The following is a 24,711-nucleotide window of genomic DNA, read 5'->3' on the forward strand; positions in this document are numbered from 1 at the left end:
GGCCGGGAGAGATAGCCCGGGGTAAGCGCATAGCGTGCGCAAGCCTGGGTTGTCGGGGAAAGGGGATCGCACCCTGAAGGGGAGCCGGGATGCTTCTAACTTCTGCCGTCCCCGCAACTGCTCTCTCCGCCCCGCCTTTTAGCGAGGCATCATCAACTCGTCATCGTTGTAGCCGGTGATCTCCCGCAGCCCTTTCAGCAAGCGCGTGAGGATCAGGAACAGGATTCCCAACAGCGGAACCCCGATCGCGGCAAAGCCCGCCCAGGTCAGCTTGCCGATGATCTCGTTGTATTTCTCCAGCGCATCGATCGCCTTTGAGTCGAAGCCACGGAAGAACCACAAGGCGAGCACCACATTCATCGCGGCACTCAGGAAGAAGGATCCGGCGAAGAGCAGCGTGGCGCCTTTCAGGAGCTGCTGGTAGCGGGGCTCCTCATTCCGTTCGGCGATGCGCTTTTCGATCTTCGGCACATCGAAGATCGAGTCGTTGTAGAGGAAGAGCCGGATCAGCGGGGTGGCAGACTTCTGCGAACCCAGCACCGCGAAGGCGAGCACGAGCGGGATGAGTCCTTCCTTCACGCCGAAGAGCAGCCCGGCATTCGGCTTCACGGAGCCATCCGCATTCCAGAGGTAAAGTGTCAGTCCGCCGGAGAGCGCCACCGAAATGAGACCCAGTGCGGAGAAGAAGTTCCCCTTCCGCGTCTTGATGAAGTGCCACACGCCGTAGCCGAAGGGCAGCAGGAGCGCGATGATCATCGACCAGAGCGGGCCGATGTGCCACGGCTTCACCGGCTTCCCAAGCTTCTCCTGGATCGCAGGGTCCTTGCTCAGATAGCTGAGCACCATCACCGGGATCAGCACGTTGATGAAGATATTGACGAGCGGATGCTCTTGTTTGGGCTTCTCTTCGGCCATGGGGATTGCCTGCAGGGAAGCGGCTTGCGGGGGGAATGGGAACGAAAAAAGCCGGACGCTTCCGCCTCACTTGTCGAGCAGCCAGCGGAGGGCATCGGGCAATTCCGCCTTCCACGGTTCGGCCCGGTGCCCGTCCTCGTAGAGATGGTAGTGGACTTCATTGCCGCGCGCCCGCAGCGCATCCGCGAAATTCCGCACCCCGGAGATCTGGTCCAGCTCCTGGTGCAGCCCGGTCGGCGGATGATGGATGTCGGTGGCATCCTCCTTGGTCCCGACGCTCAGCCAGTATCTGGAGCTGTTCCTTGGAAAGCCGGGGACTTGCCGGGCCAGCCATTCCCTTTGCCACCAGAAGGAACCGGAGTGGCTGAGCACGGAGGAAAAGATCCCGGGATGCTTCAGCGAGGTGTACGCCACCTGTAGCCCGCTGAGACTGACCCCGGCGAGCAGATGCCCGCTTTCTTCCGAGACACCGCTGCGTTCCCTGAGCCACCGGAGCAGATCGATGGCGACGAATTCCGAATAGGCTTCGCTGCAGGTATAGTCATAGTGCCGCGCCTCGCCATCCAAGCGGGAAACGAAGAGACAGGCGATCGGCGGAATCTCGCCGCTACGCTGCAGCATCTCCAAGGTCGCTGGCGCTTCCATCGGCTCAAGATAGAGCTCGGCATCGAGAAAGATGCCGAGCATCCGGGCTTCGCTGACCGCGGGAAGATACCACGCCTTGCGCCGGTATTCGCCGGAGGCGCTGCTGAGTGCGATCTCTTCGAGATTCATCGTGGGGAGGGCCGTGAGCGAAAGTGCCGGGGCTGTGCCGGTGGAGATCTTTCTTATTCAGAATCGAAGCTTGGTCCGATGAAGCGGGCTCGGAAGTAGCCTTTGGTGGCCTCGGACTTGGGTGTGAAGAAGCTTCGTTCGATCCCTCGGGAATCCGGGCTTTCGTGTTGGATGTCGAAGAGTTCGCCAGGAACGTTCTCAGTCCAATTAACAAGGTCGGGAGAATACTCGATGGCGAGGCGGAATGGATCGAGTGCGATGTCGCTGCGACGCTGGACCTGGAAATAGGTCTTGCCTTTGCTTTTGTAGGTCTGGATCGGCCGGGCCTGATAGGGATAGGCCATCATATGTTCTTGGACAGCAGTGAAACCGTTGCCATCCGGATCGCCGATGTTGAGCCGGTATTCGTACCATTCAGGAAATCGTGGGGTCGCGTCGGGAAGCACTGCGGGGACCGGCATCATGCCGGGGCTGCCCGCGACCAGATTAAACGTGGAGAGTGCGGCGTCTCCGCGGAGAATGCGCCAGCCGCCCCCGGGAACACGATGGACGATAAGCCAGCCATCACCATCTTTTGAGAGGTGGAGGCCGTCTCCTGGAAGGGTGAAGGCTTTCCGCAAATCACCGGTGGCTGTAAAGAATGCGAGCAGGTGCTGGCCAGCGTCGTCCGTGCCTATGACGGCGAGGTCACGATCCTGCCACGCGGCGTCGGTGACATTCAGGGGAAGTTGGAAAAGAGGATTGAAATGGGGATAGCTGACCATGAAGCCCCCGCCGAAGATAGCGCGGGTGCGGTCAGGCGAGATTCTCAGGAATCCGGTGTAGGTCTCGCCTATGAGACCAATAAACGGGTAGACTGGTGCGCCGGTCGCATAGTCCAGGGTACGCAGCTCATTGTCAGAAGTTTGGTAGTGGAGACGGCTGGAGATGGCATCCCATCTGGAGTAGATGGGCCGGCTATGCCAGTGTCCGCGGGCCGGCGTGGAGGCGCCATGGCGGTTGAACCCCGAATCATTTGAGAGCTCGATGCTACTCCCGGCGAGCACCATGAAGGAAACGGATGCGGGGATTTTCCGATCCCAATCGGCAGAGCTGGAGGAAAGACCGTGACGGGTGACCAGACCTCCGCTGCGGAGAGCAAGCAGTGCGTTGTGGATGGGGTCATATTCCCAATCAATGATGCCATGCTCTGCCGAGCGTGCGGCACCAAAGCTATCCGACCCGGCAGCACGATGGCGCCAGGTGCCGGAAGCACGGTGGACGAGGATTTGGTCGCCGGTCTCGCCTTCCTCCAAGCCGTCCGGAGGAATCGGCGAGGCCCAGAAGGCGGAATCAGCAGCTGCGGGAGGCAAGCCTATCGGGCTGAGGCTCCAGCCACTGGCCGCGGCGGGATCCAGGGAGATGGCCCACACATTGCCCGCAGCCTCGCAGAGCGTCACGGCTTGCGCAGCAGGAACGGTGGAGTCGATATTCCACCATCGGTCGAAGAGGACGATCTCGTCTGCAGTGAGGATGGCACTGCCGCCATTTGAGAGAGAGATGGCAGCACGGATGCCGGACTTGCCAATGTGAGCGAAGGGTGGCGCGGTGGAATCGCCTTCAACGGTCAGCTTGCCCGAGTCAGTGAGAAGCAGCGAATTTCCGTTCACGGCAAAGACGCGGCCTGGGTCACTATTGATGAGAGGTGAATGAACTGCGGGCTCGGGAGTCAGCGCGGAGAAAGTGTCGCGGCTTACCGCCGTGCCACCAACTGCTCCTAAAATCTCACCAGTGAAGACCGTCTCGTTGCCGCTTCGAAAGAGCATCCGCAAATCGTGGAGACTGGAAGCCTCCGTGATCACGGCATCGGCAATCCCCGGGCCGATCCTTGGTTCGATGCTGATCGCCCAACCGGTGCCGCGGAGGGAGATCTGGCCATTGTTCGAAAGCAGCTTGCCGTGTTCGAGGGCGCCGGCGAGGAAGTGGGATTCTCCGGTGACCGAATCTGCGCGATAGAGTTGGGACTTCACGCCAAGGTAGATGCCGTCAGGCGCCAGCTCGAACTGATAGGCGGGGGTAGGGATCCTCAATTCGACCGGCGGCTGCCAGGTGCCTGCGGAAGCGTCGAAGCGCTGAATCTTGCGGCCGGTAGGATCGAGCAGGTGAATGACCGAGCCGCTGACCACCGGTTCCTGAAAGCCGGGATGCCCCGGCGGGTGGGGAGAGTCCCGTGTATGATCTCCCGGATCGTCATTAGCCACTCCGTTCGCATTGAAAGGCACTGCACGGTATTGAGCGGAGGCGGAGGCCTTGACGGTGGTGTCGATGAACTCCGGAACGTCTGAGGAAGTGCGGCCAACCTCGAACCAGAAGATCCAATTTCCGAAGCGGCGCTGCACACTGTAGCCCGTGACGTTGCCACCGCTTTCCGGAGTCCAGGTGATCCTTACCTTGCCTGCATCCACGGAAACATTTGCGCTGATAGGACCGCGATCGGGAACTGCATCAGGAGCCGGGACGCGGACCTCGAGTTCGTGGGTGAGGATGCCCGGGCCTTTCCTGGTCACCGGGGCGATGGTGTAGAAGTAGCTCTTCCCGGGCGTAACGGCCTTATCCATGTAGCGGGTTGAATTCTTCGGCAGGCGAACTTCGACCGGGGAGACTTCGAAGAATTCATCGCGACGGTAGATGACATAGGCGGTCTCGGTGGTCGCCATATCATCCCAACGGAGCTCCACGCCGTCGCCGGAGGCATGGACTTCGCGCCAGTTCTGGGCACCCCCTTTTGGGCCCGCGATGCTGGAGGTGGTGACGCGCACCGGGGGGCCGGTCTCGATTTGATCTCCGCGGAGAAGGACGAGACGCCATTCGCTAGCCGAGCCGGAGGCGAGGTTGGAGATGATGAGGCCTCCTTGGCTATGGGAATAGGTTCCGTAGGTCGCAAAAGCCACTCCTGCCTGGATTCGCCGGGACTCCAAACGGACTTCGGTGACATCTTCCGGCAGCTGGCCCCAGTAGAGGGTGTAGCCGTTGTTGTGCACGCGGCTTACCGTGATAGCGGGTGCGGCCGCCATCAGGGAGGATGCAGAGGCAAGCAGAGCGAAAAGAGGAAACAGGTGGCGGGACATCGCGGGAGGGAACGGGCGGCGGGGACCTATCTCCGGGAGCCACTGTTAGAGCAACTGCAAATCAGCCGGATCTGCTGCTTGGAAAATGCAGTGTGGCCATCGTGCCGTGCGTGCCTCGTCATCCAGACCGGAAAAAGAAGGAGGCGGCCAGATGTCGGGATTGTTCGCGGCTCCAGCCTTCCGCCTAATCCTTACAGATTCCGCATCAGCCAGCCGCCGGGCATCCTTTGATACTGGATGACATGCGGCGGCGCGTCGTCGGTCTCACCGACAAAGCGCGCGTCGAGCGTTCGCGAATCGCGATGCAGGGTGAATTCATAGGGCCCCATTGCACCATCACCGGGAACATAAAGTTCATCGGCAGGGCGAATTTGATTCCGGGGCAGAGCTCGGGCGCTCCGAACCGTTTGCTCGAATCCTGCACGTGACCCCTCGTGAAGCTCGTGGGGAGGCACGGCGAGGATGTAGTCCTCGATCGTCGCGGAGTCGATCCGCCGGTCGATCGGATCCGGGCTCTTCATGTAGTGGTAAGTCAGGGGTGCCTCGGTGGAAGCACAGGAAATGAAGAGGAAGCAGACGGCGGAAAATCGGAGTGCGAGCATCAGCGGAATCATGGGAGTTCAGGCTTCGCGACTCATGCTCACCAGCCAGTGCTCCGGCATCAACTCGCGGAGCTTCACCAGACGTCCGCCGTTCAGGATCACGGTGGCATCGGCGTTCCGCGGGTTCACTTGCAGGAGAAATTCGCGGCAACGTCCGCAGGGAGCGAGGATGGAATCTTCGGTCACCGCCACGATGGCTTCGATCTGCGTTTCTCCGGCCTTGATCATTTCGGCAGAGGCCGCGTGTTCCGCGCAGAAGCCGAGGCCGCAGCTCAAGTGGATGCAGATGCCGGTGTAGATGTTTCCCGCAGGTGTGCGAATTGCCGCTGCTACCGAGGCTGCATCCCAATCAGGTCGGCCCAAGGATAGATTCCGGACCAAGGGTCGCGCGGCATCGATGAGTTGCTGGTGTTCCGGGTTCATCTGCCTCGTCTTCTAGCAGAACTGTCCTGTCCGGAAAGCCCGTTCAGCGCTCCTGGACACGGCAGGGCACACCATAGGCCACCGAGCCCGCCGGAATGCTCTTCGTTACCACGCTGCCCGCGCCGATCACGCAGTCATCGCCGATGCTCACCCCTCCGAGGATCGTGACATTGCCGCCGATCCAGACGCGATTGCCGATCTTTACGGGAGCGGAGGTGGTCACGTAAGGAGCGCCATTCGGCGGAGGCGAGGCGACGACACGTTCGTCCGCATTCACCGGATGAGAAGCGCAGCAGACCTGCACGCCGGGCCCGATCAAGGTATCGCTGCCGATCTCGATCTCCGCGTTGTCCTGGAAGAAGCAGTTGATGTTGATGTAGGTCCGCTCCCCGATGCGGATGTGCGGTCCGTATTCGCAAAAGAAGGGCGGCTCGATCCAGACACCATCCCCCACTTCTCCAAGCAAGCCGCGCAGGATCTCCATGCGGTCGGGCGATGGCATCGCTTGAGTGAATGCGTGCAAGGCTTCGCGTGCCTTCCAATACATCGCGATCAGCTCGGCATCGCGGGTGCTGTAAGTCTGGCCGGCCAGCATCTTCTCACGTTCGGTCATGGTAGGTTGGAAAGGGGTTAGGAGAGCGGGCATTCCATGATGAAGTTCACCAAGGTCTCACCGCGGATCGGCACCAGATTGTCGCGCACGTGAACGAAGCCATGGTGCTCGAAGAAAGGTCGCGCGGTGATCGAGACTTCGGCGAAGAGCTTCGGCGCACCCAGCCGCCGCGCTTCTGCCTTCACCGCGCTCATCAGCTCAGACATCACGCCGCGCCTCGCATAAGCGGGATCGACGTAGGTGCAGTCCACATGGCCGTCCGGATCGAGCTCGATAAAGCCGACCACGCGGCCATCGAGTTCCTTTACAAAAGGCTGCTTGAGCACGGCGCGCTTGGCCCAGTGCTCGAAGCCGATCGGCTTGCTCGCCCACGCTTCCAGCTGCGCAGGCGTGTAGTCCTTCGCCGCAAGCTGGTGGACGGCATCATGGTAGATTTGACCGAGGAAAAGGTGATCGCCCTCTTGATAGCGCCGAACCATGGCCGCTCTATGACAGCGCCAGTTCGCCCTGTCCAAGTCCTTTCCCTGCATGCCCGGATCCTTCGATTCCGAGCAGGAGTGCCTTCGCCTCCAGTCCGCCGGCGAAGCCGGTCAGCTTCCCATTCGAGCCGATGACGCGATGACATGGAGCGATGATCGAAATGGGATTCTTGCCATTTGCCGCACCCACTGCCCGGACTGCCGTGGGATTGCCGATCTGCTCGGCGATCTGTGCATAGCTGCGGGTCTCGCCAAAGGGGATGGTGGTCAGGGCATGCCACACGCTCCTTTGGAAATCGGTGCCCACGGTAAAGTCGAGTTTCACGGTGAATCGCTGGAGCTTGCCTGCGAAGTAGTCGCCCAGTTGTCGCTCTGCTTCGAGGAGCAGCGGGTGATCCTTGTTCTCCACCAGCTCGCCGAGCCGCACGCGGTCCGGGGCATCGTTCTCCCAGAGGATCGCGGCGAGGCCCTTGTCGCTGGCGACGAGCGTGAGTTCACCGACCGGCGAGGGCATCGTCTTGAAGTGGTAGCTCTGTTTGGCCGCTTTCATCATGCTGCAAGTATGCCCCGCTTTCGGAGAACTACTGGCCGTTTCCGGACATTGAAGTAAATATATTCGCGTGTCCGAAAATGGCGAGCGGACGGCTGGAGCTCGGCTAGCGTGCGCAGCAATTCACCCGGAGACAGCATGATCGACGAACGCATCGCATACAAGGCCATGACCTCGCGGGACCCGCGTTTTGACGGCGTGTTCTTCGTCGGGGTCACCTCCACCGGCATCTACTGCCGCCCGGTCTGCACGGTGAAATCGCCGAAGCCGGAAAACTGCCTCTTTTTCGAAAGTGCGGAGGCCGCGGAGAAGGCAGCCTTCCGCCCCTGCCTGCGCTGCCGCCCCGAGCTGGCCCCCGGCCAAGCTCCGGTGGATAACGCGCACCGCATCGCCCACCTGATGGTGCAGCGGATTCATGAGGGCCTCGCCGATGAAGGCGCGGGCCTGGAGGAAATCGCCGCGGAGTTCGGCATCAGCTCGCGGCAGTTGCGGCGCATCGTCCAGCAGGAGCTCGGCGTTTCTCCGATCGAGTTGCTGCAGACGCGGCGCCTGCTTTTGGCGAAGCAGTTGCTCACGGAGACCAAGCTGCCGGTGATCGATGTCGCCTTCGCCAGCGGTTTCTCCAGCTTGCGCCGCTTCAATGATGCTTTCAGCACGCGCTATCGCATGCCGCCCACCCGTTTGCGAAAAGAGGCGGCGGGAAATGTTGCCGCGATCGATGCCTCGGACACCTCCGTGCTTCAGCTTGGCTATCGGCCGCCCTATGACTGGGAGGGGACGCTCGCCTTCCTGCGCGGACGCTGCATCCGTGATGTGGAGCATGTGACGGAGGACAGTTACGCGCGCACCGTGCGGATCGGGAAGCACGCCGGCTGGGTGCGGGTGAAACATGCGCCGCAGAAAAATGCACTGCTGGTGGAGTTCACGCACTCGTTGACGCCGGTCTTGCCTGCCTTGCTCGGGAGATTGCGGAATCTCTTCGACCTCGCGGCACGGCCGGATCTCATCGCGGAGCATCTGGGAAAGGATGAACTGCTGAGGAAGAGCGTGGAGAATCATCCGGGCCTGCGGGTGCCGGGAGCCTTCGATGGTTTCGAAATGGCGATCCGTGCCATCCTCGGCCAGCAGATCACTGTGAAGGCCGCGACGACCATTGCATGTCGCTTCGCAGAGGCATTCGGCGAGGAGATCCACACGCCGATCCCGGAGCTATCGAAGCTTTCGCCGCTGCCCGCCAAGGTCGCGGCTGCAACCGTCGATGACGTTGCGAAGCTCGGCATCGTGAGCGCGCGCTCTGCGAGCATCATCGCCTTGGCGAAGGCCTATCACTCCGGCTTCTTGATCCTGGATGCCGGATCGAATCCAGAGGCAGCGATTGCCAAGCTGGTGGAACTTCCCGGCATTGGCCAGTGGACCGCGCACTACATCGCCATGCGTGCGCTACGCTGGCCGGATGCCTTTCCGAAGGAGGATATCGCCGTGCGGAACAAGCTGGGAGGGGTGAGTGCGAAGCAGGCGGAGGCGATGTCACAGGCTTGGCGGCCATGGCGAAGCTACGCGGTGCTGCATGTGTGGCGGAGTTTGTAGGAGGTCCGTCTTTCTAACGGACAGCGTGCTCCTTGATCCACTGCACCGAGAGATCCGGAAAATCGCTGCAAACCGCATCCACTCCCGCCGTTTCGAAGAGTGCTGCGTGTAGCGCCTCCACGGAAGGGCAGTTCTCCGGAAGCGCATCGCGATTCACCACGCCCGAGCAGATCCACAGCCCGGCTGCATGGGCATCGCTCGTGAAGCTGCTGGCCCGCACTTCCCCGGACTTGTCCCAAGAAACGACACGGCTGCTATTCGGGAAGACCGCATTCACAAAGCCCGCCAAGCTCTGCAACCCCGCTGGCGTGGAAAGCTGATCATAGTCCGAACCATCGGCTCCCGGCTTGCCGACGGTGAGGATCATCATGAGCTGTCCCTTCCATCCGAACTCCTCGCGGAAGCGGCGCAGCGTGCTCTGTTCGAAGCACTGGATCCAGCAGCCCTTGTCGCCTTCCTGCCCGTAGCCATAGCGGCGGAGCAGGTCATACACGATGCGTGCGATGTCGCGGCCTTCTTTGGCGTGGAAGGTCGGCTGCTTGATCTCCGTGAAGAGTCCTGTGGTCCGCCCGGTGCTGAAGTTCAGCCCTTGGATAAAGCGGATCTCTTCTTCCAGGGTGTGAAGCGGATAGCTGTAGCCATCCAGAGGGAAGCGTTTTGGAAGCACCGCCTTGCCGGTCTTCGGGTCGAAGCGCTGCGTGGCACTGAGCTGCTTGATCTCCGCCAAGGTGAAATCGATCGCGTAATATCGCCCGTCGCTGCGCTTGCGATCCGGGAATCGCTTGGCGACATCCGTGGTGGTATCCAGGTGGATGTCGTGCAGGACGATCGGCACCTCGTCCTTCGTCAGCACCACATCCTGCTCGAGGAAATCGGCACCTTGCGCGTGCGCCATCGCTTTCGCCGGAAAACTATGTTCGGGCAGGTATCCGCTCGCGCCGCGATGCGCGAAGACCGCGCGCTCGGCTGCCGGAGAAACGAGGGTACACAGGCCGAGGAAAAGCGGGATCAGGCGTCTCATGGGTGAATCGAATTCCCCAAGACCGCGGCTTCCTGTCTCTGTAGCCAATACAAAAAAGAGGGCGGACCCGTCACCGGATCCGCCCTCCTTTGAAATCAGTCGATCAGACGGTTCCGAAGATCGTCTTCCCGGCGGAGAGCAGGTCTTCGCAGGCTTCCTTCATCCGCTCGCAGAGGCCGAGTTCGGCCTTCTTGAGGTAGGAGCGCGGGTCGTAGGTCTTCTTGTCACCCACTTCGTGGTCGATCTTCAGCACGCCTTCGATGTTCTGGCAGATGTGCGTCACGATCGGACGGGTGAAGGCGTACTGGGTGTCGGTGTCGATGTTCATCTTCACCACGCCGTAGTCCAGGGTCTCGCGCAGGTCGCTTTCGGAGGTGCCGGAGCCACCGTGGAAGACGAGGTCCATCTCCGCGTCGGCACCGTACTTGTCGGTCACGGCCTTCTGGCCATCGCGGAGGATGGAGGGCTTCAGCTTCACCGCGCCCGGCTTGTAGGAGCCGTGGACGTTGCCGAAGGTGGCGGCGAAGAGGAAGCGACCGATCGGGTTGAGCGCCTCGTAAACTTCCACCATGTCCTCGGGGGTGGTGTAGAGCTTGTCGTGCGGCAGGCCGGAGGTGTCGTGGCCGTCTTCTTCACCGCCCACGCAGCCGGCTTCGACTTCGAGGATGATGTCCAGTTCGGCGCACTCCTTGAGCAGCTCCTTGGAAATCTTGAGGTTTTCGTCGAGCGGGACCACGGAACCGTCGAACATGTGGCTCTGGAAGAGCGGGCCCTTGCCAGCGGCGATGCGCTCGCGGGAGGCTTGCAGGAGCGGCTTCAGGAAGCCCTCGACCTTGGCCGGGTGGCAGTGGTCGGTGTGGAGCGCGATGAGGACATCGTACTTCTCCGCGAGGCGATGCACGGCTTCGGCCAGAACGATGGCGCCGAAGGCGGCGTCTTTCACGGAAGTGCCGGAGGCGAACTCGCCGCCGCCGGTGGAGACCTGAATGATGCCGTCGGACTTTGCCTCGGCGAACGCGCGCAGCGCACCGTTGATCGTGGGCAGCGAGGTGACGTTGATGGCCGGGTAGGCGTATCCGCCTTTCTGGGCGGCATCGAGCATGGCGCGGTATTGCGCGGGAGTTGCGACGGGCATAGCGGAAGTGGGGTAGCGGACGATTTTCCGGGGTGCAAGGCCGGAACGGGGCATGGGGCGTACGCAGTCACCGTGCCAGCAGCCTCATTCCGGAGAGGAAATGACCGCGAAGGCAGATGCCAGCGGGAGTCATGCTTTGATTCCTCGTTTACGCGCGAGGAACGACTTTTTCGTCACGATCAATTGCTTAGGAAAAATTGATATTAAATCTGAATTTGAAATCGGAGCCATTCTGTGCCAAGGAGTCTGCTGAATGTTCGCCGTATCCCGGAATCTCAGTGCCCCGCAGAACTTCATCTTCGCGGGCATCGTCGGGTGCTTGGTGTTTGGCTTTCTGACCTTCGTGGAGTTCTCGACTCCCACGTTCAAGCCGATCGGGGAGTCGGAGGTGCGCTATTTCCGTGGCCGGGCGGAGCACGTGACGGTGGCACCGATGCGCTACGGAGGACTGAACTACCGCATCTGGCTGGAGGATCAGCCCGTGGCCTTCCAACAGCTCAAGCTCTCAGGTGATAATCAGATCGATCCCGCCGAGTTCCGCGCGATCCAGCCGGGGGCGGAGATCGTGGTCGGCGTGGAGACGAGCAAAGTGGATCACCCCGGCGTGGACCGGAGGCTGAAGCAAGCGTTCCTGTCCTTTGTTTCGCTGGAAGCAGGCCAGAAGGCGATTGGATCGCTCGCGGACTACAATGCGGCGAAGGTGGCGAGCTCGAAGAAGGGGCTCTTCTTTCCCGGGATGCTCGCCTTGAGCATTGGCATGGTCGGGATCGGAATCGCCGCAGGCAGAGTGTCAACGAGGGAGGAAGACCATGAGCGTGCGATCCGGGAGCTGGTGCTCCGCCATCAGGCGGAGATCGCGGGAGATGATCCGGGCTTCCAGCCGGAGCGGCCGCTTCGGGAAGAGAAGGAAGCTTGAGGTCTCTAGGGGCCGCGTCTTCGTCTGAGGAAGTCGGCGGGCGAGACGCCGTGGATGCGCTTGAAGACGCGGGAGAAGTGAAAGGGGTCGAGCCGAAGCTCCTCGGCCACCTCGCGGACGATCCTGTCGCCGCCGTCGAGCAGCGCCGCCGCGTGGCTCATGCGGCAGCGCAGCAGCAAGTGGTAGGGAGATTCGTGGCCATGTAGTGCGAAGAGCCGTGAGAGGTAGGCGGTGCTGACATGGCAGGCCTCAGCAATTTCGGTGGCGGTGGCAAATTCGAGGAAGCGTTCCTCAATGCAGCGGCGGCATTTCAGGTAGGTCTGGAAGGACTGCTCGCGGCCACCTTCCGCCGGGGCGGATTCCGCCAGATTGAGCAGGATGATCTCGGCTTGGAGCGCCGCGATTCGCTCCGCTTGAGGACCTGCTTTCCTGCCGGTCGCGAGCAGGTGCTCGAAGGCTTCTTCCAGCTCTTCCGCATTGGCGGCGATGCGGCAGCTTCCTGGCAGGAGCCCGGCTTGGCGAAGCAGGTCCAGACCCTCGCGCCCGCTGAAATCGACGAAGTACTTCAGCGGTGGATCCTGCTCATCGGCCTCGATCCGGTGCGGGCATCCGGGGCCATAGGAAAAGATGCTGCCGCGGCGCAGCGGCCACTCCTTGCCATTCAGGATGACCTTCCCCGACCCACCGGCGACGAACTCCACGCAGAGAAAAGGGAAGTCGGCCCGCTCCACGCGGAAATCCGGCGCGCAGCACTCCCAGCCGCCACAGACCACCGTGAGCCGGTGACCTGCGGGAGGACTCAGATTCAGGTAAAAGCGCCGCGCCTCCCGCACTTGGCGGGAGACAAAGGATGGCGGCTCGGCGATGGCCCGGTTCACGATTTCCACGATGAATGTCCGCACGGCGGGGTCAAGAATCGTCATGGATCGGCGAAGATCCGCCATGGTCGGGCCGCGCGGATCCGGCCATCCTGCGGGGAAACCCATGAAATACCGCACGCTCGGCCATACCGGCCTGAATGTCTCCGTTCTCGGCTTCGGCGCGTCGTCGCTGGGCTCCGTCTTCCGCGAGGTCACCTTGGGAGACGCCGTCGCGACGGTCCAGGCGGCGCTGGAAGGCGGGATGAACTTCATCGATGTCTCGCCGTCCTATGGCGAGACGCTCGCGGAGCTCCGGCTGGGTCGTGCCTTGGAAGGAGTACCGCGGGATTCCTACATCCTCGCCACGAAGATCGGCAGCTACAGCGAGCCACGGGGTGACTACGATTTCTCCCGCGCCAGCACGGAGCGCAGCGTCGAGCACAGTTTGAAGCGGCTGGGGGTGGACTACATCGATCTCATCCAGTGCCACGACATCGAGTTCGGAGATCATGACCAAGTGATCAACGAAACCTTGCCCACGCTCCATAAACTGAAGGAGCAGGGCTTCGTCCGCCATGTCGGCATCACCGGCCTGCCGCTGAAAATCTTCCCTTCCATTCTCGACCGCGTGCCTCCGGGAACGGTGGAGACGATCCTGTCGTTCTGTCACTATGAGCTGAACGATACCTCGCTCGGGGATCTCATTCCTTACCTGCAAGAAAAGGGGGTGGGCATCATCAGTGCCTCACCAACCGGGATGGGCCTGCTCACGCAGCGCGGCGCGCCGGGCTGGCACATGGCCAGCGAGACCATCCGGGCGGGCTGCCGGAAGGCGATGGAGCATTGCCGGTCCAAGGGCGTGGATATCGTCCAGTTGGCGCTGCAGTTCGCCTGCGACAACGAGGCGATCGCGAGCACGCTGGTGGGTTCCGCGAATCCGGATAATATTCGCGCAAACATCTCCTATCTCGATCAACCGCTCGACCGGGAACTCCTCGCCGAGGTGATGGAGATTCTGGAGCCGATCCATAATTTCAACTTCACCCGCGGCCTGCCCCAGCACCGCGATCCGATCCTTGCCTGAATGCGCTTCTTCGACCTAAGCCAGCCGCTGTTTGACGGTTGTCCGAATTGCCATGTGCATCCGCCGGTGAACCTGCCGCGCACCGCGGATCACCCATCGGATGGATGGCGGATGGAGGAATTTCACATGACCTCGCACACCGGCACGCACCTGGACGCGCCGCTGCACAAGATTGCGGGCGGAGCTTCGATCGATGCCTATCCGCTGGAAACCTTCGCGGGGGAGCAGGTGATTCTCGATCTGACGCATCTGGATGCGAGCCATCCGATCGGGCCGGATGAACTCGTTGCGGCGGGAGCCGTGTCGGGAAAGATCCTGCTGTTGAATACCGGTTGGGGTCATAGGCGGGCGAAGACGGAGGAGTGGATTCACCGCTCGCCCTACCTTTCACCCGCCGGAGCGGAGTGGGTCGTGGAGCATGGCGTGAAGGCGGTGGGGATCGATCATTTCTCGATCGGAGGCACCGGCCCCGACAACACGCCGACCCACGAGGTGCTGCTAGGGAATGGCGTCTGGGTGATCGAGGAGCTTTGTTTCCGCGAGGGCTGGCGCGAATTTGCGGATGGTGCCACCTTCATGGCGTTGCCCTTGCTGGTGCCCGGTTTCTCGGGGTCGCCGTGCCGTGCGGTGCTCGTGAGGGATTCCCGGTCTTAACCGGACCAGCAAACAGCCTTATGAACACCTTCAGCATCGGCAACGTGGAGATCGATATCGCCGGTTACTTGGATACAAGGATCGAGGATGGCACCCTTGTGGCCTTCTTTCCTGAATCGGACTTTGCAAATGCCAGATTCACGGTTGTTACCGTAATGCGGGACGGAGGCGAAGTGCCGCGTGCAGCGGAAAAGATCATGGAGGATCGTGCCGCGAAAATCGGTGCCAAACTCCATATCGAAGAGAACTTCGTCTGGTACTACACGGTAGAGATCGCTTCAGAGGGAACATCGGGAAGCAAGATGCACTACTGGTTTGTTGGTATGGGAGGGCATGCCGTCGTGGTGTCCTGCTTCATCGACGCCGCGCAAAGTGATTCCATCGATGCTCGGCGTGTCTTGGACTCAATACTTGTCTCGGTAAAATCCATCCGGAGGAAATCCATAGACTGATTCGTTCTTATCGATCTCCGATCTCATGATCATGGTCCCGACATGAAACTGCTGGTACAGATCCATCCGGATGACAACGTCGCCGTCGCTCCGCAGGCTATCCCCGCGGGTACGAAAAGTGACAGGGCACTTGTCTTTGCGGACATTCCCGCAGGCCACAAGGCGGCGCTGCGCCCCATCTCCTCCGGCGAACCCGTCGTCAAATACGGTTTTCCCATCGGGATTGCGACCGAAGACATAGCAGCAGGCGAGCATGTCCACGTGCACAATGTGCGCACCGGGCTGGCGCTCGACACCGAGTTGAAGTACGATGATCATCGTAGCGAGATGGCCGCGGCTGGAACGGCGCCTGCTTTCATGGGGTATCGACGTCCCGATGGCCGTGCGGCGACGCGGAACGAGATCTGGATCGTCAATACGGTGGCCTGTGTGAACGTTCCCAGCCAACGCATCGCGGACCTCGCGGCGCGGGAGTTCGTCACGCCTGGCGGGCCCATTGACGGTATCCATGCTTTCACTCATCCCTACGGCTGCTCGCAGCTCGGCGATGATCTCGGCTACACCCGGAAGATCCTCGCGGGTCTGGTCCGGCATCCGAATGCCGCGGCGGTGTTGATCCTCGGACTCGGCTGCGAGAATAATACCCTGAAGTCCTTCCTCGCCGAAGCCGGCACGCTCGATCCGCAGCGCGTGCGCTTTTTCAACGCGCAGGAAGTGCAGGACGAGATCGAACATGGCCTTGAGGCGATGCGCGATCTCGTGAGCTATGCTTCGCAATTCAAGCGCGAGCCGATCCCGGCCTCCGAGCTGGTGCTCGGCATGAAGTGCGGTGGAAGCGATGGCTTCAGCGGCATCACCGCGAACCCGCTGGTGGGCCGCATCGCGGATCGCCTTTGCGCTTGGGGTGGCACCGCGATTCTTACCGAGGTGCCGGAGATGTTTGGTGCGGAGGCCCCGCTCTTCAGCCGCTGTGATCGCCAGGAAACCTTCGATGAAGCGCTGGGCATGGTGAATCGCTTCAAGGACTACTTCCGCCGCCATGGTGAGGAGGTCCACGAGAACCCTTCGCCCGGGAACAAGGACGGTGGCATCACCACGCTGGAGGAGAAGTCGCTGGGCTGCATTCAGAAGGGCGGACGGGCACCGGTGAAGCAGGTGGTCGGCTACGGTGAGGCCGCTGAGCAGGGATTGGGTGGCCTCTGTCTCGTCGAAGCGCCCGGCAATGACGGGGTCTCCAGCACCGCGCTGGCTGCGGCGGGAGCACACGTGATTCTTTTCACCACTGGCCGCGGCACGCCGCTGGGTGTGCCGGTGCCCACGCTCAAGATTGCCTCGAATCACGAGCTCGCCGCGCGCAAGCCCAACTGGATCGACTACGATGCCGGGCAGTTACTCGACCCGGATGTGGATCCCGCCACGGTGACCGATGGCCTGATGTCGCTGATTCTCGAAACTGCTTCCGGCAAGGAGGCTCGCAATGAACGCAATGGCTTCCGCGAGATCACGATCTGGAAGCAAGGTGTAACGCTTTAAGAAAGGCTCTTTCGTTCTTCCCTCATGATCCTCCAGTTCGGTGCCGGCAATTTCCTCCGCGCGTTCGTCGATCTCTTCGTTTCCCAAACCGGCTTCGATGAAATCGTGGTCGTCCAATCCACGGGGATCGAACGCGCTGAAGCCTTGAATGCGGCCAAGGGTCGCTATCATGTCGCCGTTCAAGGTTTTGCAGATGGGCGCGTGATCGACGAAACGGACGAGGTCAGCTCCATCAAGAAGGCGCTGCATGCCGGGACGCAGTGGAGCGAGGTGCTGGAGATCGCCCGCTTGCCGGAGTTGCGCTGGATCGTCTCGAACACCACCGAGGCAGGCTTCGCCTTGGACGAGGCGGATGTGGAGAATGTGGGTATCCCCCAATCCTATCCGGCGAAGTTACTCGCGGTGCTACTCGCGCGGCACGCTGCCGGTTTGCCGGGACCGGTGATCCTGCCTTGTGAACTCATTGAGCAAAACGGCAGCAGGCTCCGCGAGTTGGTGCTGGAGCAGGCGAAGCGCTGGACGGTGCCTGCCGATGCAATCGAGTGGCTGGAGCAGAGCTGCACTTGGGTGAACAACCTGGTGGATCGCATCGTGCCCGGGCCGCCGAAGAAACATCCGTTGCTGGGCAAAGATCCGCTTTTGCTGAGTGCGGAACCTTTTGCGTTCTGGGCGATCGAGACTGCCGGTGCTTTTGATCTGGAGCACCCCGCAGTGGTGACGGCTGCGGACATCTCGCCCTATTATCTGAGGAAGGTCCGGATCTTGAATGGGCTTCACTCGGCGCTGGTGAGCCATGCCCTGCCCATGGGGATCGAGACGGTCCGCGAGTGTGTGGAACATCCGGAAGTGGGTCCTTGGCTGGAGGATCTTCTCTTCAATGAAATCGTGCCGGTGCTGGAAGGGCGGGTGGACGATCCGGTGGCATTTGCAAAGACGACGCTGGATCGCTTTCGGAACCCTTTCTTGGAGCACAAGCTTTCGTCGATTGCGCTGAATCACGAGAGCAAGGTGCAGGTAAGGTTGCTGCCGACCTACGAGGAGTATCGTGCCAAGTTCGGGAAAGAGCCGGCGTTGTTGTCGCGGGTGATCGGAGTGTGACGCCGCAGAAGTTCGACAGGCGTGGACTGCCGGCGGGGGTTTTGGTAAGGGAGAAAAATCCGCTCATGCGATTCCGCTGGCACAAATCCTTCACCTTCTGGCTCGGCGTCCCGGGGCTGCTGTTCTTGGTCTGGATCTGGTTCCTATCCGCGGAGCATCGCACGGATCTTTCCGTAAGCGGTCCGGTGACCGTGTTCGTAGCCAATGAAGCGGGCTTCATGCGGGTGACCTGCTGGAAAGATCCGGCGGCGATGGGGTGGTCGGACTACAATGCGAGTCACATGCGCAGCCGCCATTCCGCGAGGCTCTTCCCTGGCTTTGCGTGGCGGATGCAGACGCACAGCGGGGTATTCGACTTCTGGTTGTCGCATTGGCTGGCGCTTTTCGTTTACCAGCTCCTCTGGGGGCTCGCCATCGCGTGGCGTTGGCGGAAGTTCAGGCCTTCCCTTGCGCCCCGTTTACCAGCGGAAGCGTGACGACGAAGCAGGCTCCGCCCCGCGAACCCTCTTCGTAGCGGACCGTGCCACCCATGGCGGCCACCAATTCGTGAACGATGTGAAGGCCGAGACCGGTGGAGATCTCGCCGCCGGTGGGCCGGGCGCTCAGGCGCGTGAATTTCCGGAAAAGCAGCGGACGTTCTTCCAGCAGCACCCCGGGGCCTTGATCATCGATGCGGAAGATTCCGGAGCCCGCTTCTCTTCGCAGCGAGATCTGCACCAACGAACCTTTCGGGGAAAACTTCAGCGCGTTCGAGATCAGGTTCTCCAGCGAGCAAAGCAGAGAACGGCGATCCGCGTTCACGGGGATGTGGTCGTGCTCGCTGGCCAGCTCCAGGGTGATGTTCTTTGTGCGCCCGTGCTGGCTGAAGGATTTCAGTGCCTGTTCCGCATACTCGCGCAGGCACAGCGGCACGAAGCCCATCTGCGCCTTCGTCTCTTCAAGGCGGCGTGTCTGGAGCAAGGATCCGACGATCTCAAGCGCCCGGGAGACGGAATCCTTGATGCTATTCACCAAAGTCGTCTGGCGCGGGTCGAGATCCATGGCGCTTTCGCCAAGCATGGCTGCCGCAAACTGCACGCCACCCAGGGGATTCTTCAGATCGTGGGCCACCACCTCGACCAGGCGATTCCGTTCGTCGATCGTGGCCGCAAGACGCTTGCGGGTATTCTGGAGATTCAGGTGGACCTGCACGCGGCTGAGCAGTTCCGGCCCGTGGAAAGGCTTGGTCACGTAATCGACCGCGCCCGCGCCGAGAGCCTCCATGATGAAGCTCTTGTCGGTTACCGCGGAAAGGAAGATCACCGGGATTTCCCGCCACTCTTCCTGCGATTGGAGCTTCCGGCAAAGATCGAAGCCGGTCATGCCCGGCATCATCACATCCAGCAGGATCAGGTCCGGCCGTGCGGTGCGGAGTTTCGCCAAGGCCTCCTCGCCGCTGCCGGCCGCGATGATCTCATGGCCCTGCCGCAAGAGCAGGGGCCCTACCACCTGGATGTTCTTCGGCTCGTCATCGACCACGAGGATCAAGGACGAGTTGCTGGTTACGGGCAGCGGATCAAACATGGGCATCGGCGAGGCTATCGATCAGTCCGGGGAATCGTGCCAGAACCCTGCCAGCTTCGGCAAAGTCCATATTTCCGGCAGCGGCATTCAGTTCCGCGGCATAGGCGGTGAGGGGCGGGCAGCGGTGCTTTCCCGCAAGCAGGTCGAGGGTTTCGGCGAAGCGCAGCGTGGCCTGGGCGGGCACCAGCTCGACGAGCTCCGGCAAGAGGGTATCCCTCATGGCGGCAAGCTCGCCTTGCAAGGCAGGCCACTCCTGGCCATGGGAAACGGGCTCGGACTGTTGTTCCGGCTGCGGCCTGCGGGTGGCTCCGGCTGAGTGGACGGGCAAAAATTTCGCGAGCTCCAGATAGAGGCGCTCGCGGCTGACCGGCTTGCTCGCGAAGCCGTCGAAAATTCGTTTCAGCTCCTCCTGATCTTCGAGGAGGGAGGATGCGGTCATTGCCACCAGCGGGAGTTTCTCCATACCGGCATCCGACTTCAGCATCAGGTGGGCGGAAGGACCGTCCACTACCGGCATGCGGATGTCCATCAGCACCACGTCCGGCATTTGGCGGCGGCAGAGCGCCACGGCCTGCTCGCCGTCCTCGGCTTCCAGAACCTGATGGTGACTGCCTTCGAGATAGCCGCGGATGAGATCCCGGTTCAGGGGCACATCGTCCACGACGAGCACCTTCGAGGGGGCCAGACGATTGAAGTCCACCGTCTTGCCGATATCTTCCTCTTCCTGGTCCGGCATCTTGTTGAGGACGCGCTGGACCGGGACGCTGACCGAGAAAACGGAGCCCTTGTGGATCTGGCTGAGGACCTTGATCTCCCCGTTCATCAATTTCACCAGGCGCTCGCTGATGCTCAGGCCCAGACCGGTGCCGTGGAAATTCCGGCCGTGCTGGGTTTCGACCTGGTAGAAAGGGCGGAAGATTTCGGTCACCTTGTCGCCCGAGATCCCGATGCCGGTATCGGACACCCTGAAGTGGAGTGTCACCTCGTCGGAGGCCGCGTGGCTGTCGGCGCTTACCGTGACGAGCACACTGCCCCGCTTGGTGAATTTCACCGCATTCCCGATCAGGTTCACGAGCACCTGGCGGAGGCGGAGGGCGTCGAAGAAAAGGAAAGGGGGGACGCCCGCTTCCAACTGCACGGAATATTCCAGCCCTTTTTCCTGGGCGCGGAAGGAAAAGAGGGTCTCCAGGTTTTCCGCGAAGCGCTTCATCTCCACCGTTTCCGGGTGAAGTTCCATCTTCGCAGCCTCGATCTTCGAGAGGTCGAGGATGTCATTGATGAGGGAGAGCAGGGAAGTGCCGCTGGTGACGATCGCCTTCGCGAAGTGCTTCTCCTGCGGCTTGTCCACCACGTCGTGGAGCAATTCCCCGAAGCCGAGGATGGCATTCATGGGCGTCCGGATCTCGTGGCTCATCATGGCCAGGAAATCGGTCTTCGCCTTGTCGGACTGGACGGCCTTCTCCTTTTCGAACTGGAGACGCTCCTGCCGCTCCTTGCCCATCAGGAAGAGGGCCAGCAAGAGGGTGCCCACCACACCTGCGGTGATCGCGACCACGCCGGTGGTCACCACCACCGTATTGGTGTCCTTGAAGCTCCGGACCAACTGCTGCTGGTGTGCCTTCAGGACTTCCATCTCGTCCTTCTGAAGGTTTTCCACGGCCGTCCGGAAATGGTCCATCAGCTCCTCCCCGCGGACCGCGGCGACGAGATCGACGGCAGCTTCTAGGCCCTTTTCCTTTCGCACCGCGATGGCCTCCTCCAGCTCCTGCTTTTTCTGGCCGGCGGCCTCCGCGATCATGGTGACCGCTGCGGTTTGGCGTGGATTTTTTTCGGCAAGCGCGGCGAGCCGGGTGAGATGGCTGTCGAGCACCTTGGTCGCTTCCCGGTACGGCTCCAAGTATTCCTCCTTGCCGGTCAGCAGGTAGTCGCGCTGGTTGCCTTCCAGCTCCGCCATGGCGGTCACGCAGGTCTGGAGCTGGAGCAGGATCACGCGGGTGCGGTCCACGGCGCCGAAATCCGTCAGATTCGTGCGTGTGTTCCGTACCGAGGTGATCGCCCCGTAGATGATCATCACGAGCGCGACCAAGGCCGGTCCCAAGTAGCGGGCTTTCAGATGCCGACGCATCATGCAGGCTGCAGAGGTGACTTCAGATTACGGGGGTGAGGCGAACATTTGAACATCGGTGAAAACAAGCCGTTTCGAGTCTCCGTGAAAAATGCACACCCCGGGAATTTTGCAACCCGGGGAGACTCGGTGATTTTCCTAGGTCGCGCTTTGCACAGGCTGAGGCTGGGGCAGGAAGCAGTCTGCATGCGTCTGCCGGATCGCCGAGGGAGCGGAGGTCGTCCCGATCCCTTAACTACGGGGTTTTGGCGCCGGAGAGTCCTCAGAAAGGCCGGTGGCACAAGGCCTGCCAATAGAAAAGGGAGAGCGCGGCTCCCCGGGTGGTCCGGAGGGCCAAGCGCTCCCTAACCAGCAACATTCGATACCCATGAATTCCTTGGAAATCAAAGGCAACTGGAACATCGCCAAAGGCAAGCTGAAGCAGAAGTGGGCCGAGCTCACCGACGACGATCTCGATTATGTCGAAGGCAAGCAGGACGAGCTTCTGGGCCGCATCCAGAAGCGCACGGGCGCCACCCGTGAAGAGGTCGAGAAGGAGATCAAGGCTTCCTGCGACTGTCGTTAAGGCGCTTCTTCCCACCCTCGTGCTCCGGAAAGTCCGGGGCACGAAGGGGCGGGAGTTCTAATCCAAACCCATACCTGTCATGAGCACTCTTGGACTTATCCTCCTTATCGTTCTTCTTCTGGCGCTGATCGGCGCGATTCCTACCTGGGGTCACAGCAGAAGCTGGGGCTACGCGCCTAGCGGCGGCCTCGGCTTGCTGTTAGTCGTGGTGATCATTCTCGCCGTGCTGGGATATATTTGAGCGGACGGACCGGCTCACTTGGCCTCGCGGATCACCAGGATCACGCTGTCGCGCTCCTTGGTGACCTGCGGGCTGAACCCGACGGTCATGAGGTAATCGCCCGACCATGAACCTTCGCCGGAGATCGGGGACTTGGTGTCGGGGTAGAGGTTCACTTCGCGGACCGAGTAGCGCTTCGCCGGATCGAGGCCCTTCAGCTTCACCGCACCATCGCTGCCGAGGTTCTTGCGTGAGCCGGTGACGAGGTAGTTGAACCACACGGCTTCCTGCTTGGACTCGTTCACGTACATCAGCGAAGCGAAGTCATTCGTGTAGGGCGAGACGAGGCGGTAGAGATCGCCTTGCCAGATCGTGGGCCCGAGTTCCTTGTAGAGCTTCAGGGAATCCTGGGTGAAGCGGAGTTCCTTCTCATCGAGATGTGAAACCACGATGTCGTGGCCGAACTTGCCCATGAGGGCCACATCGGTGCGGTACTTGATCGGCTGCTTGCCCCAGTCCGTGACGTGGGCAGCCATGGTGATGGAGGGGAAGAACTTCGAATACTCCCACTGCATGTAAACGCGGTCGAGAGGATCGGTGTTATCGCTCGGCCAGAACTCGGTGAAGTACTTGAGCGCGCCGTAGTCCGCGCGGCCACCGCCACCAGCGCAGAGCATGATGGGAAGCTTCGGATACTTTTGGCGGAGACGCTCCATCACGGAGTAGAAGCCCTTCACGTAATCGACGTAGAGGTGGGCCGGATATGGGTTGGTGGCGGACTTCGCATTGAAGATCACCGCATTGCAGTCCCACTTGATGTAGCCCAGCGTGGGGTTTTCGGTGAGGATCTTGTCCACGATGCCGAAGACGAAGTCCTGCACCTCGGGATTCGAGAGATCGAGGACCAGCTGGTTGCGGTAGTAGTGCGGCTCGCGATTCGGGGATTGGATCACCCATTCCGGATGCTTGGTGTAGAGCTCGCTCTTCGGGTTCACCATTTCCGGCTCCAGCCAGATGCCGAACTTGATGCCGTTGGTCTCGGCTTCCTTCACCAGATGGCCGATGCCGTGGGGGAGCTTCAGCTTGTTCGGCTCCCAATCGCCGAGTCCGGCGTGGTCATCATTGCGCGGGAACTTGTTTCCGAACCAGCCATCATCGAGGAGGAAGACATCGCTGCCCAGCTTCTTTCCATCCTTGATGAGCGCGGCGAGCTTTTCCTCGTTGAAGTCGAAATAGGTAGCTTCCCAATTGTTGAGGATGGTCTGGCGGGTGCCTTCGCCTTCCAGCACGCGGTGCTTGCGAGCCCAGCGGTGGAGATTGCGGCTGGCATCGCCCGAGCCGGTGCCGGACCACGTGTGGATGAGGGCGGGCGTGGTGAATTCCTTCTTCGGCGCCAGCGTGTATTCGGAGGCGAAGGGATTGATGCCGGCGATGACCCGGAGGTTGCGCGCGGGGTCGACCTCCAGGGCGATCTGATAGTTGCCGGTCCATGCCAGGTTGCAGGCGATGACCTCGCCGTTGTCTTCTTCGACCGGGCCGTTGATCCCGATCATGAAGGAGGGCGGCTGGAAGAGATTGGCGCGGGTGCCGAGCTTGGAATCGAGGATCTTGATGCCTGCGCCGAGTTCTTCGGATTCGGGCTGCATTTCGCGGGCCCAATCGCCGTGGTAGTGGGTGAGGTAGTGATGCTTGCCGGTGAGGAAGAGATTGGCAGAGGCGTATTTCTGCATCTTCACCGCACCCTCTTCGCCATGGCTGATGACGGACCACTGCTCGATCACGTCTTCCTCGATGTAGGCCTTGTAGTAGAGGGTGACGTGGAAGGGATGGGCGGGATCGACCAGCTTGACGGTGGTGAGCTGGACATCGTTCGCGAGTTGCTTCGCCTCGTGGCTCTCGTAGTTCAGGACGAGGGAGGCATCGCCATCCGAATGCGTGACCTGGATGGCGGGCTCGAGGAGATTGCGTGACCCCGCGGTGGTGTAGGCGGCCCCGTAGACGCCGGTCGGGTCATCGGCGGCCTTCCGGCGGTCCGGGAGCTTGGCGTACTCGGCGGCATCGGCGAGGCGCTTGCCGTGGTGGATGACCAGCGGTTCCTTGCCAGCCTCGACGCGGAGGACCAGAGCGGAGTGCTTCGTTTCGATGGCGATTTCGCCGGCGGATGCGGTGAGCGTGCCGGTGGCCACCACCAGCGGGATGAAGCGGAAGGGTGTCATGGGTCTGGGGTCTTAGAGAGGAAAGAAGGGTTTGATCCTGTCATTCTCCCCGAAGGTTCCCGGGCAAGGCCATCCTTTTCCCCGACAGGTCACCCAAAATGGTTTGATGGGTGGACGGGAGGATGGAATCCGGTGCCTGTTCCGCCTGTTATAACTGGAAAAATAACAGGTGCGAGGGAAGGGGAACGAACTTCCGACATTGAACGTCGATGCGGGGGA

Annotated in this window: 24 protein-coding genes; 10 read left to right on the forward strand and 14 right to left on the reverse strand. The window is 61.4% G+C overall.

All coding sequences use genetic code 11. The annotated features are described in order from the left end of the window. Nucleotides 1-138: 138 nt before the first annotated feature. From HHL09_RS13790 to HHL09_RS13825, 8 genes are all read right to left on the reverse strand, one after another. On the reverse strand, nt 139-915 hold the full coding sequence (locus tag HHL09_RS13790) for a VC0807 family protein (protein ID WP_169455209.1): 777 nt from the start codon (nt 913-915) through the stop codon (nt 139-141). Between the two features lie 66 nt (nt 916-981). Beyond that, complete coding sequence (locus HHL09_RS13795; RefSeq protein WP_169455210.1) at nt 982-1,689, reverse strand: alpha/beta hydrolase; 708 nt, start codon at nt 1,687-1,689, stop codon at nt 982-984. 53 nt (nt 1,690-1,742) lie between these two features. After that, on the reverse strand, nt 1,743-4,796 hold the full coding sequence (locus HHL09_RS13800; RefSeq protein WP_169455211.1) for a fibronectin type III domain-containing protein: 3,054 nt from the start codon (nt 4,794-4,796) through the stop codon (nt 1,743-1,745). 191 nt (nt 4,797-4,987) lie between these two features. Next, complete coding sequence (locus tag HHL09_RS13805; protein ID WP_169455212.1) at nt 4,988-5,398, reverse strand: hypothetical protein; 411 nt, start codon at nt 5,396-5,398, stop codon at nt 4,988-4,990. Nucleotides 5,399-5,416: 18 nt separating this feature from the next. Then, complete coding sequence (locus tag HHL09_RS13810; RefSeq protein ID WP_169455213.1) at nt 5,417-5,821, reverse strand: cytidine deaminase family protein; 405 nt, start codon at nt 5,819-5,821, stop codon at nt 5,417-5,419. Nucleotides 5,822-5,864: 43 nt separating this feature from the next. After that, on the reverse strand, nt 5,865-6,434 hold the full coding sequence (locus HHL09_RS13815; RefSeq protein WP_169455214.1) for a sugar O-acetyltransferase: 570 nt from the start codon (nt 6,432-6,434) through the stop codon (nt 5,865-5,867). A 17-nt stretch (nt 6,435-6,451) separates the two neighbouring features. Further along, nucleotides 6,452-6,913 carry a GNAT family N-acetyltransferase gene (locus HHL09_RS13820; RefSeq protein ID WP_169455215.1) on the reverse strand — a complete coding sequence of 154 codons (462 nt, stop codon included), beginning with the start codon at nt 6,911-6,913 and terminating at the stop codon, nt 6,452-6,454. A gap of 7 nt (nt 6,914-6,920) precedes the next feature. After that, the gene (locus tag HHL09_RS13825) at nt 6,921-7,466 is read right to left on the reverse strand and encodes a methylated-DNA--[protein]-cysteine S-methyltransferase (RefSeq protein WP_240963632.1); all 546 of its coding nucleotides are present in this window, start codon (nt 7,464-7,466) and stop codon (nt 6,921-6,923) included. 135 nt (nt 7,467-7,601) lie between these two features. On the opposite strand from HHL09_RS13825, the gene HHL09_RS13830 reads away from it, so the two are divergent. Further along, a complete protein-coding gene (locus tag HHL09_RS13830) occupies nt 7,602-9,050 on the forward strand; it encodes an AlkA N-terminal domain-containing protein (RefSeq protein ID WP_169455216.1) in 1,449 nt (482 codons plus the stop codon). 13 nt (nt 9,051-9,063) lie between these two features. Here HHL09_RS13830 and glpQ read toward each other — a convergent pair whose 3' ends face one another. Together glpQ and fbaA are read right to left on the reverse strand one after the other, a co-directional pair. Further along, nucleotides 9,064-10,071, reverse strand: coding sequence for a glycerophosphodiester phosphodiesterase (gene glpQ, locus HHL09_RS13835; RefSeq protein WP_169455217.1), 1,008 nt, complete (start codon nt 10,069-10,071; stop codon nt 9,064-9,066). 103 nt (nt 10,072-10,174) lie between these two features. Continuing rightward, nucleotides 10,175-11,206, reverse strand: coding sequence for a class II fructose-bisphosphate aldolase (gene fbaA / locus HHL09_RS13840; RefSeq protein ID WP_169455218.1), 1,032 nt, complete (start codon nt 11,204-11,206; stop codon nt 10,175-10,177). 253 nt (nt 11,207-11,459) lie between these two features. On the opposite strand from fbaA, the gene HHL09_RS13845 reads away from it, so the two are divergent. Further along, the gene (locus HHL09_RS13845) at nt 11,460-12,122 is read left to right on the forward strand and encodes a hypothetical protein (protein WP_169455219.1); all 663 of its coding nucleotides are present in this window, start codon (nt 11,460-11,462) and stop codon (nt 12,120-12,122) included. 5 nt (nt 12,123-12,127) lie between these two features. On the opposite strand, the gene HHL09_RS13850 is transcribed toward HHL09_RS13845, so the two are convergent. Then, complete coding sequence (locus HHL09_RS13850) at nt 12,128-13,045, reverse strand: AraC family transcriptional regulator (RefSeq protein ID WP_169455220.1); 918 nt, start codon at nt 13,043-13,045, stop codon at nt 12,128-12,130. 61 nt (nt 13,046-13,106) lie between these two features. Between HHL09_RS13850 and HHL09_RS13855 the strand changes: the two genes are divergently transcribed. The 6 genes from HHL09_RS13855 (at nt 13,107) to HHL09_RS13880 (ending at nt 18,279) form a co-directional block, all read left to right on the forward strand. Then, a complete protein-coding gene (locus HHL09_RS13855; protein WP_169455221.1) occupies nt 13,107-14,066 on the forward strand; it encodes an aldo/keto reductase in 960 nt (319 codons plus the stop codon). Further along, entirely contained in the window at nt 14,067-14,720 is a 654-nt protein-coding gene (locus HHL09_RS13860; protein ID WP_169455222.1) for a cyclase family protein, read from the forward strand. A 20-nt stretch (nt 14,721-14,740) separates the two neighbouring features. Then, on the forward strand, nt 14,741-15,172 hold the full coding sequence (locus HHL09_RS13865; protein ID WP_169455223.1) for a hypothetical protein: 432 nt from the start codon (nt 14,741-14,743) through the stop codon (nt 15,170-15,172). Nucleotides 15,173-15,214: 42 nt separating this feature from the next. Further along, a complete protein-coding gene (locus HHL09_RS13870; RefSeq protein WP_169455224.1) occupies nt 15,215-16,705 on the forward strand; it encodes a UxaA family hydrolase in 1,491 nt (496 codons plus the stop codon). A 24-nt stretch (nt 16,706-16,729) separates the two neighbouring features. After that, the gene (locus HHL09_RS13875) at nt 16,730-17,803 is read left to right on the forward strand and encodes a mannitol dehydrogenase family protein (RefSeq protein WP_169455225.1); all 1,074 of its coding nucleotides are present in this window, start codon (nt 16,730-16,732) and stop codon (nt 17,801-17,803) included. Between the two features lie 65 nt (nt 17,804-17,868). Continuing rightward, nucleotides 17,869-18,279, forward strand: coding sequence for a hypothetical protein (locus HHL09_RS13880; RefSeq protein ID WP_169455226.1), 411 nt, complete (start codon nt 17,869-17,871; stop codon nt 18,277-18,279). On the opposite strand, the gene HHL09_RS13885 is transcribed toward HHL09_RS13880, so the two are convergent. Further along, complete coding sequence (locus HHL09_RS13885) at nt 18,239-19,366, reverse strand: hybrid sensor histidine kinase/response regulator (RefSeq protein ID WP_169455227.1); 1,128 nt, start codon at nt 19,364-19,366, stop codon at nt 18,239-18,241. The two genes, HHL09_RS13880 and HHL09_RS13885, sit on opposite strands and share 41 nt — an antisense overlap. Continuing rightward, nucleotides 19,359-21,494 (reverse strand): CHASE3 domain-containing protein, encoded by a 2,136-nt coding sequence (locus tag HHL09_RS13890; protein ID WP_169455228.1) that lies wholly within the window; start codon nt 21,492-21,494, stop codon nt 19,359-19,361. The genes HHL09_RS13885 and HHL09_RS13890 overlap by 8 nt, the downstream gene beginning before the upstream one ends. 364 nt (nt 21,495-21,858) lie before the next feature. Here HHL09_RS13890 and HHL09_RS13895 point away from each other — a divergent pair, with 364 nt between their 5' ends. Next, nucleotides 21,859-22,056 carry a CsbD family protein gene (locus HHL09_RS13895; protein ID WP_169455229.1) on the forward strand — a complete coding sequence of 66 codons (198 nt, stop codon included), beginning with the start codon at nt 21,859-21,861 and terminating at the stop codon, nt 22,054-22,056. A gap of 79 nt (nt 22,057-22,135) precedes the next feature. After that, entirely contained in the window at nt 22,136-22,297 is a 162-nt protein-coding gene (locus HHL09_RS13900; RefSeq protein ID WP_169455230.1) for a DUF3309 family protein, read from the forward strand. Between the two features lie 14 nt (nt 22,298-22,311). On the opposite strand, the gene HHL09_RS13905 is transcribed toward HHL09_RS13900, so the two are convergent. Continuing rightward, the gene (locus tag HHL09_RS13905; protein ID WP_169455231.1) at nt 22,312-24,492 is read right to left on the reverse strand and encodes an alpha-galactosidase; all 2,181 of its coding nucleotides are present in this window, start codon (nt 24,490-24,492) and stop codon (nt 22,312-22,314) included. Between the last annotated feature and the right edge of the window lie 219 nt (nt 24,493-24,711).

The organism is Luteolibacter luteus (genome assembly GCF_012913485.1).
Taxonomy (GTDB): Bacteria; Verrucomicrobiota; Verrucomicrobiia; order Verrucomicrobiales; family Akkermansiaceae; genus Haloferula; species Haloferula lutea.

What these genes read in the sequence shown, in the direction of transcription:
- glpQ (WP_169455217.1), bottom strand. Translation starts at nt 10,071, where the DNA reads ATGAGACGCCTGATCCCGCTTTTCCTCGGCCTGTGTACCCTCGTTTCT.
- HHL09_RS13870 (WP_169455224.1), top strand. Translation starts at nt 15,215, where the DNA reads ATGAAACTGCTGGTACAGATCCATCCGGATGACAACGTCGCCGTCGCT.
- HHL09_RS13825 (WP_240963632.1), bottom strand. Translation starts at nt 7,466, where the DNA reads ATGATGAAAGCGGCCAAACAGAGCTACCACTTCAAGACGATGCCCTCG.
- HHL09_RS13820 (WP_169455215.1), bottom strand. Translation starts at nt 6,913, where the DNA reads ATGGTTCGGCGCTATCAAGAGGGCGATCACCTTTTCCTCGGTCAAATC.
- HHL09_RS13875 (WP_169455225.1), top strand. Translation starts at nt 16,730, where the DNA reads ATGATCCTCCAGTTCGGTGCCGGCAATTTCCTCCGCGCGTTCGTCGAT.
- HHL09_RS13845 (WP_169455219.1), top strand. Translation starts at nt 11,460, where the DNA reads ATGTTCGCCGTATCCCGGAATCTCAGTGCCCCGCAGAACTTCATCTTC.
- HHL09_RS13800 (WP_169455211.1), bottom strand. Translation starts at nt 4,796, where the DNA reads ATGTCCCGCCACCTGTTTCCTCTTTTCGCTCTGCTTGCCTCTGCATCC.
- HHL09_RS13810 (WP_169455213.1), bottom strand. Translation starts at nt 5,821, where the DNA reads ATGAACCCGGAACACCAGCAACTCATCGATGCCGCGCGACCCTTGGTC.
- HHL09_RS13890 (WP_169455228.1), bottom strand. Translation starts at nt 21,494, where the DNA reads ATGATGCGTCGGCATCTGAAAGCCCGCTACTTGGGACCGGCCTTGGTC.
- HHL09_RS13860 (WP_169455222.1), top strand. Translation starts at nt 14,067, where the DNA reads ATGCGCTTCTTCGACCTAAGCCAGCCGCTGTTTGACGGTTGTCCGAAT.
- fbaA (WP_169455218.1), bottom strand. Translation starts at nt 11,206, where the DNA reads ATGCCCGTCGCAACTCCCGCGCAATACCGCGCCATGCTCGATGCCGCC.
- HHL09_RS13905 (WP_169455231.1), bottom strand. Translation starts at nt 24,492, where the DNA reads ATGACACCCTTCCGCTTCATCCCGCTGGTGGTGGCCACCGGCACGCTC.
- HHL09_RS13900 (WP_169455230.1), top strand. Translation starts at nt 22,136, where the DNA reads ATGAGCACTCTTGGACTTATCCTCCTTATCGTTCTTCTTCTGGCGCTG.
- HHL09_RS13885 (WP_169455227.1), bottom strand. Translation starts at nt 19,366, where the DNA reads ATGTTTGATCCGCTGCCCGTAACCAGCAACTCGTCCTTGATCCTCGTG.
- HHL09_RS13850 (WP_169455220.1), bottom strand. Translation starts at nt 13,045, where the DNA reads ATGACGATTCTTGACCCCGCCGTGCGGACATTCATCGTGGAAATCGTG.
- HHL09_RS13795 (WP_169455210.1), bottom strand. Translation starts at nt 1,689, where the DNA reads ATGAATCTCGAAGAGATCGCACTCAGCAGCGCCTCCGGCGAATACCGG.
- HHL09_RS13805 (WP_169455212.1), bottom strand. Translation starts at nt 5,398, where the DNA reads ATGCTCGCACTCCGATTTTCCGCCGTCTGCTTCCTCTTCATTTCCTGT.
- HHL09_RS13790 (WP_169455209.1), bottom strand. Translation starts at nt 915, where the DNA reads ATGGCCGAAGAGAAGCCCAAACAAGAGCATCCGCTCGTCAATATCTTC.
- HHL09_RS13815 (WP_169455214.1), bottom strand. Translation starts at nt 6,434, where the DNA reads ATGACCGAACGTGAGAAGATGCTGGCCGGCCAGACTTACAGCACCCGC.
- HHL09_RS13830 (WP_169455216.1), top strand. Translation starts at nt 7,602, where the DNA reads ATGATCGACGAACGCATCGCATACAAGGCCATGACCTCGCGGGACCCG.
- HHL09_RS13895 (WP_169455229.1), top strand. Translation starts at nt 21,859, where the DNA reads ATGAATTCCTTGGAAATCAAAGGCAACTGGAACATCGCCAAAGGCAAG.
- HHL09_RS13865 (WP_169455223.1), top strand. Translation starts at nt 14,741, where the DNA reads ATGAACACCTTCAGCATCGGCAACGTGGAGATCGATATCGCCGGTTAC.
- HHL09_RS13880 (WP_169455226.1), top strand. Translation starts at nt 17,869, where the DNA reads ATGCGATTCCGCTGGCACAAATCCTTCACCTTCTGGCTCGGCGTCCCG.
- HHL09_RS13855 (WP_169455221.1), top strand. Translation starts at nt 13,107, where the DNA reads ATGAAATACCGCACGCTCGGCCATACCGGCCTGAATGTCTCCGTTCTC.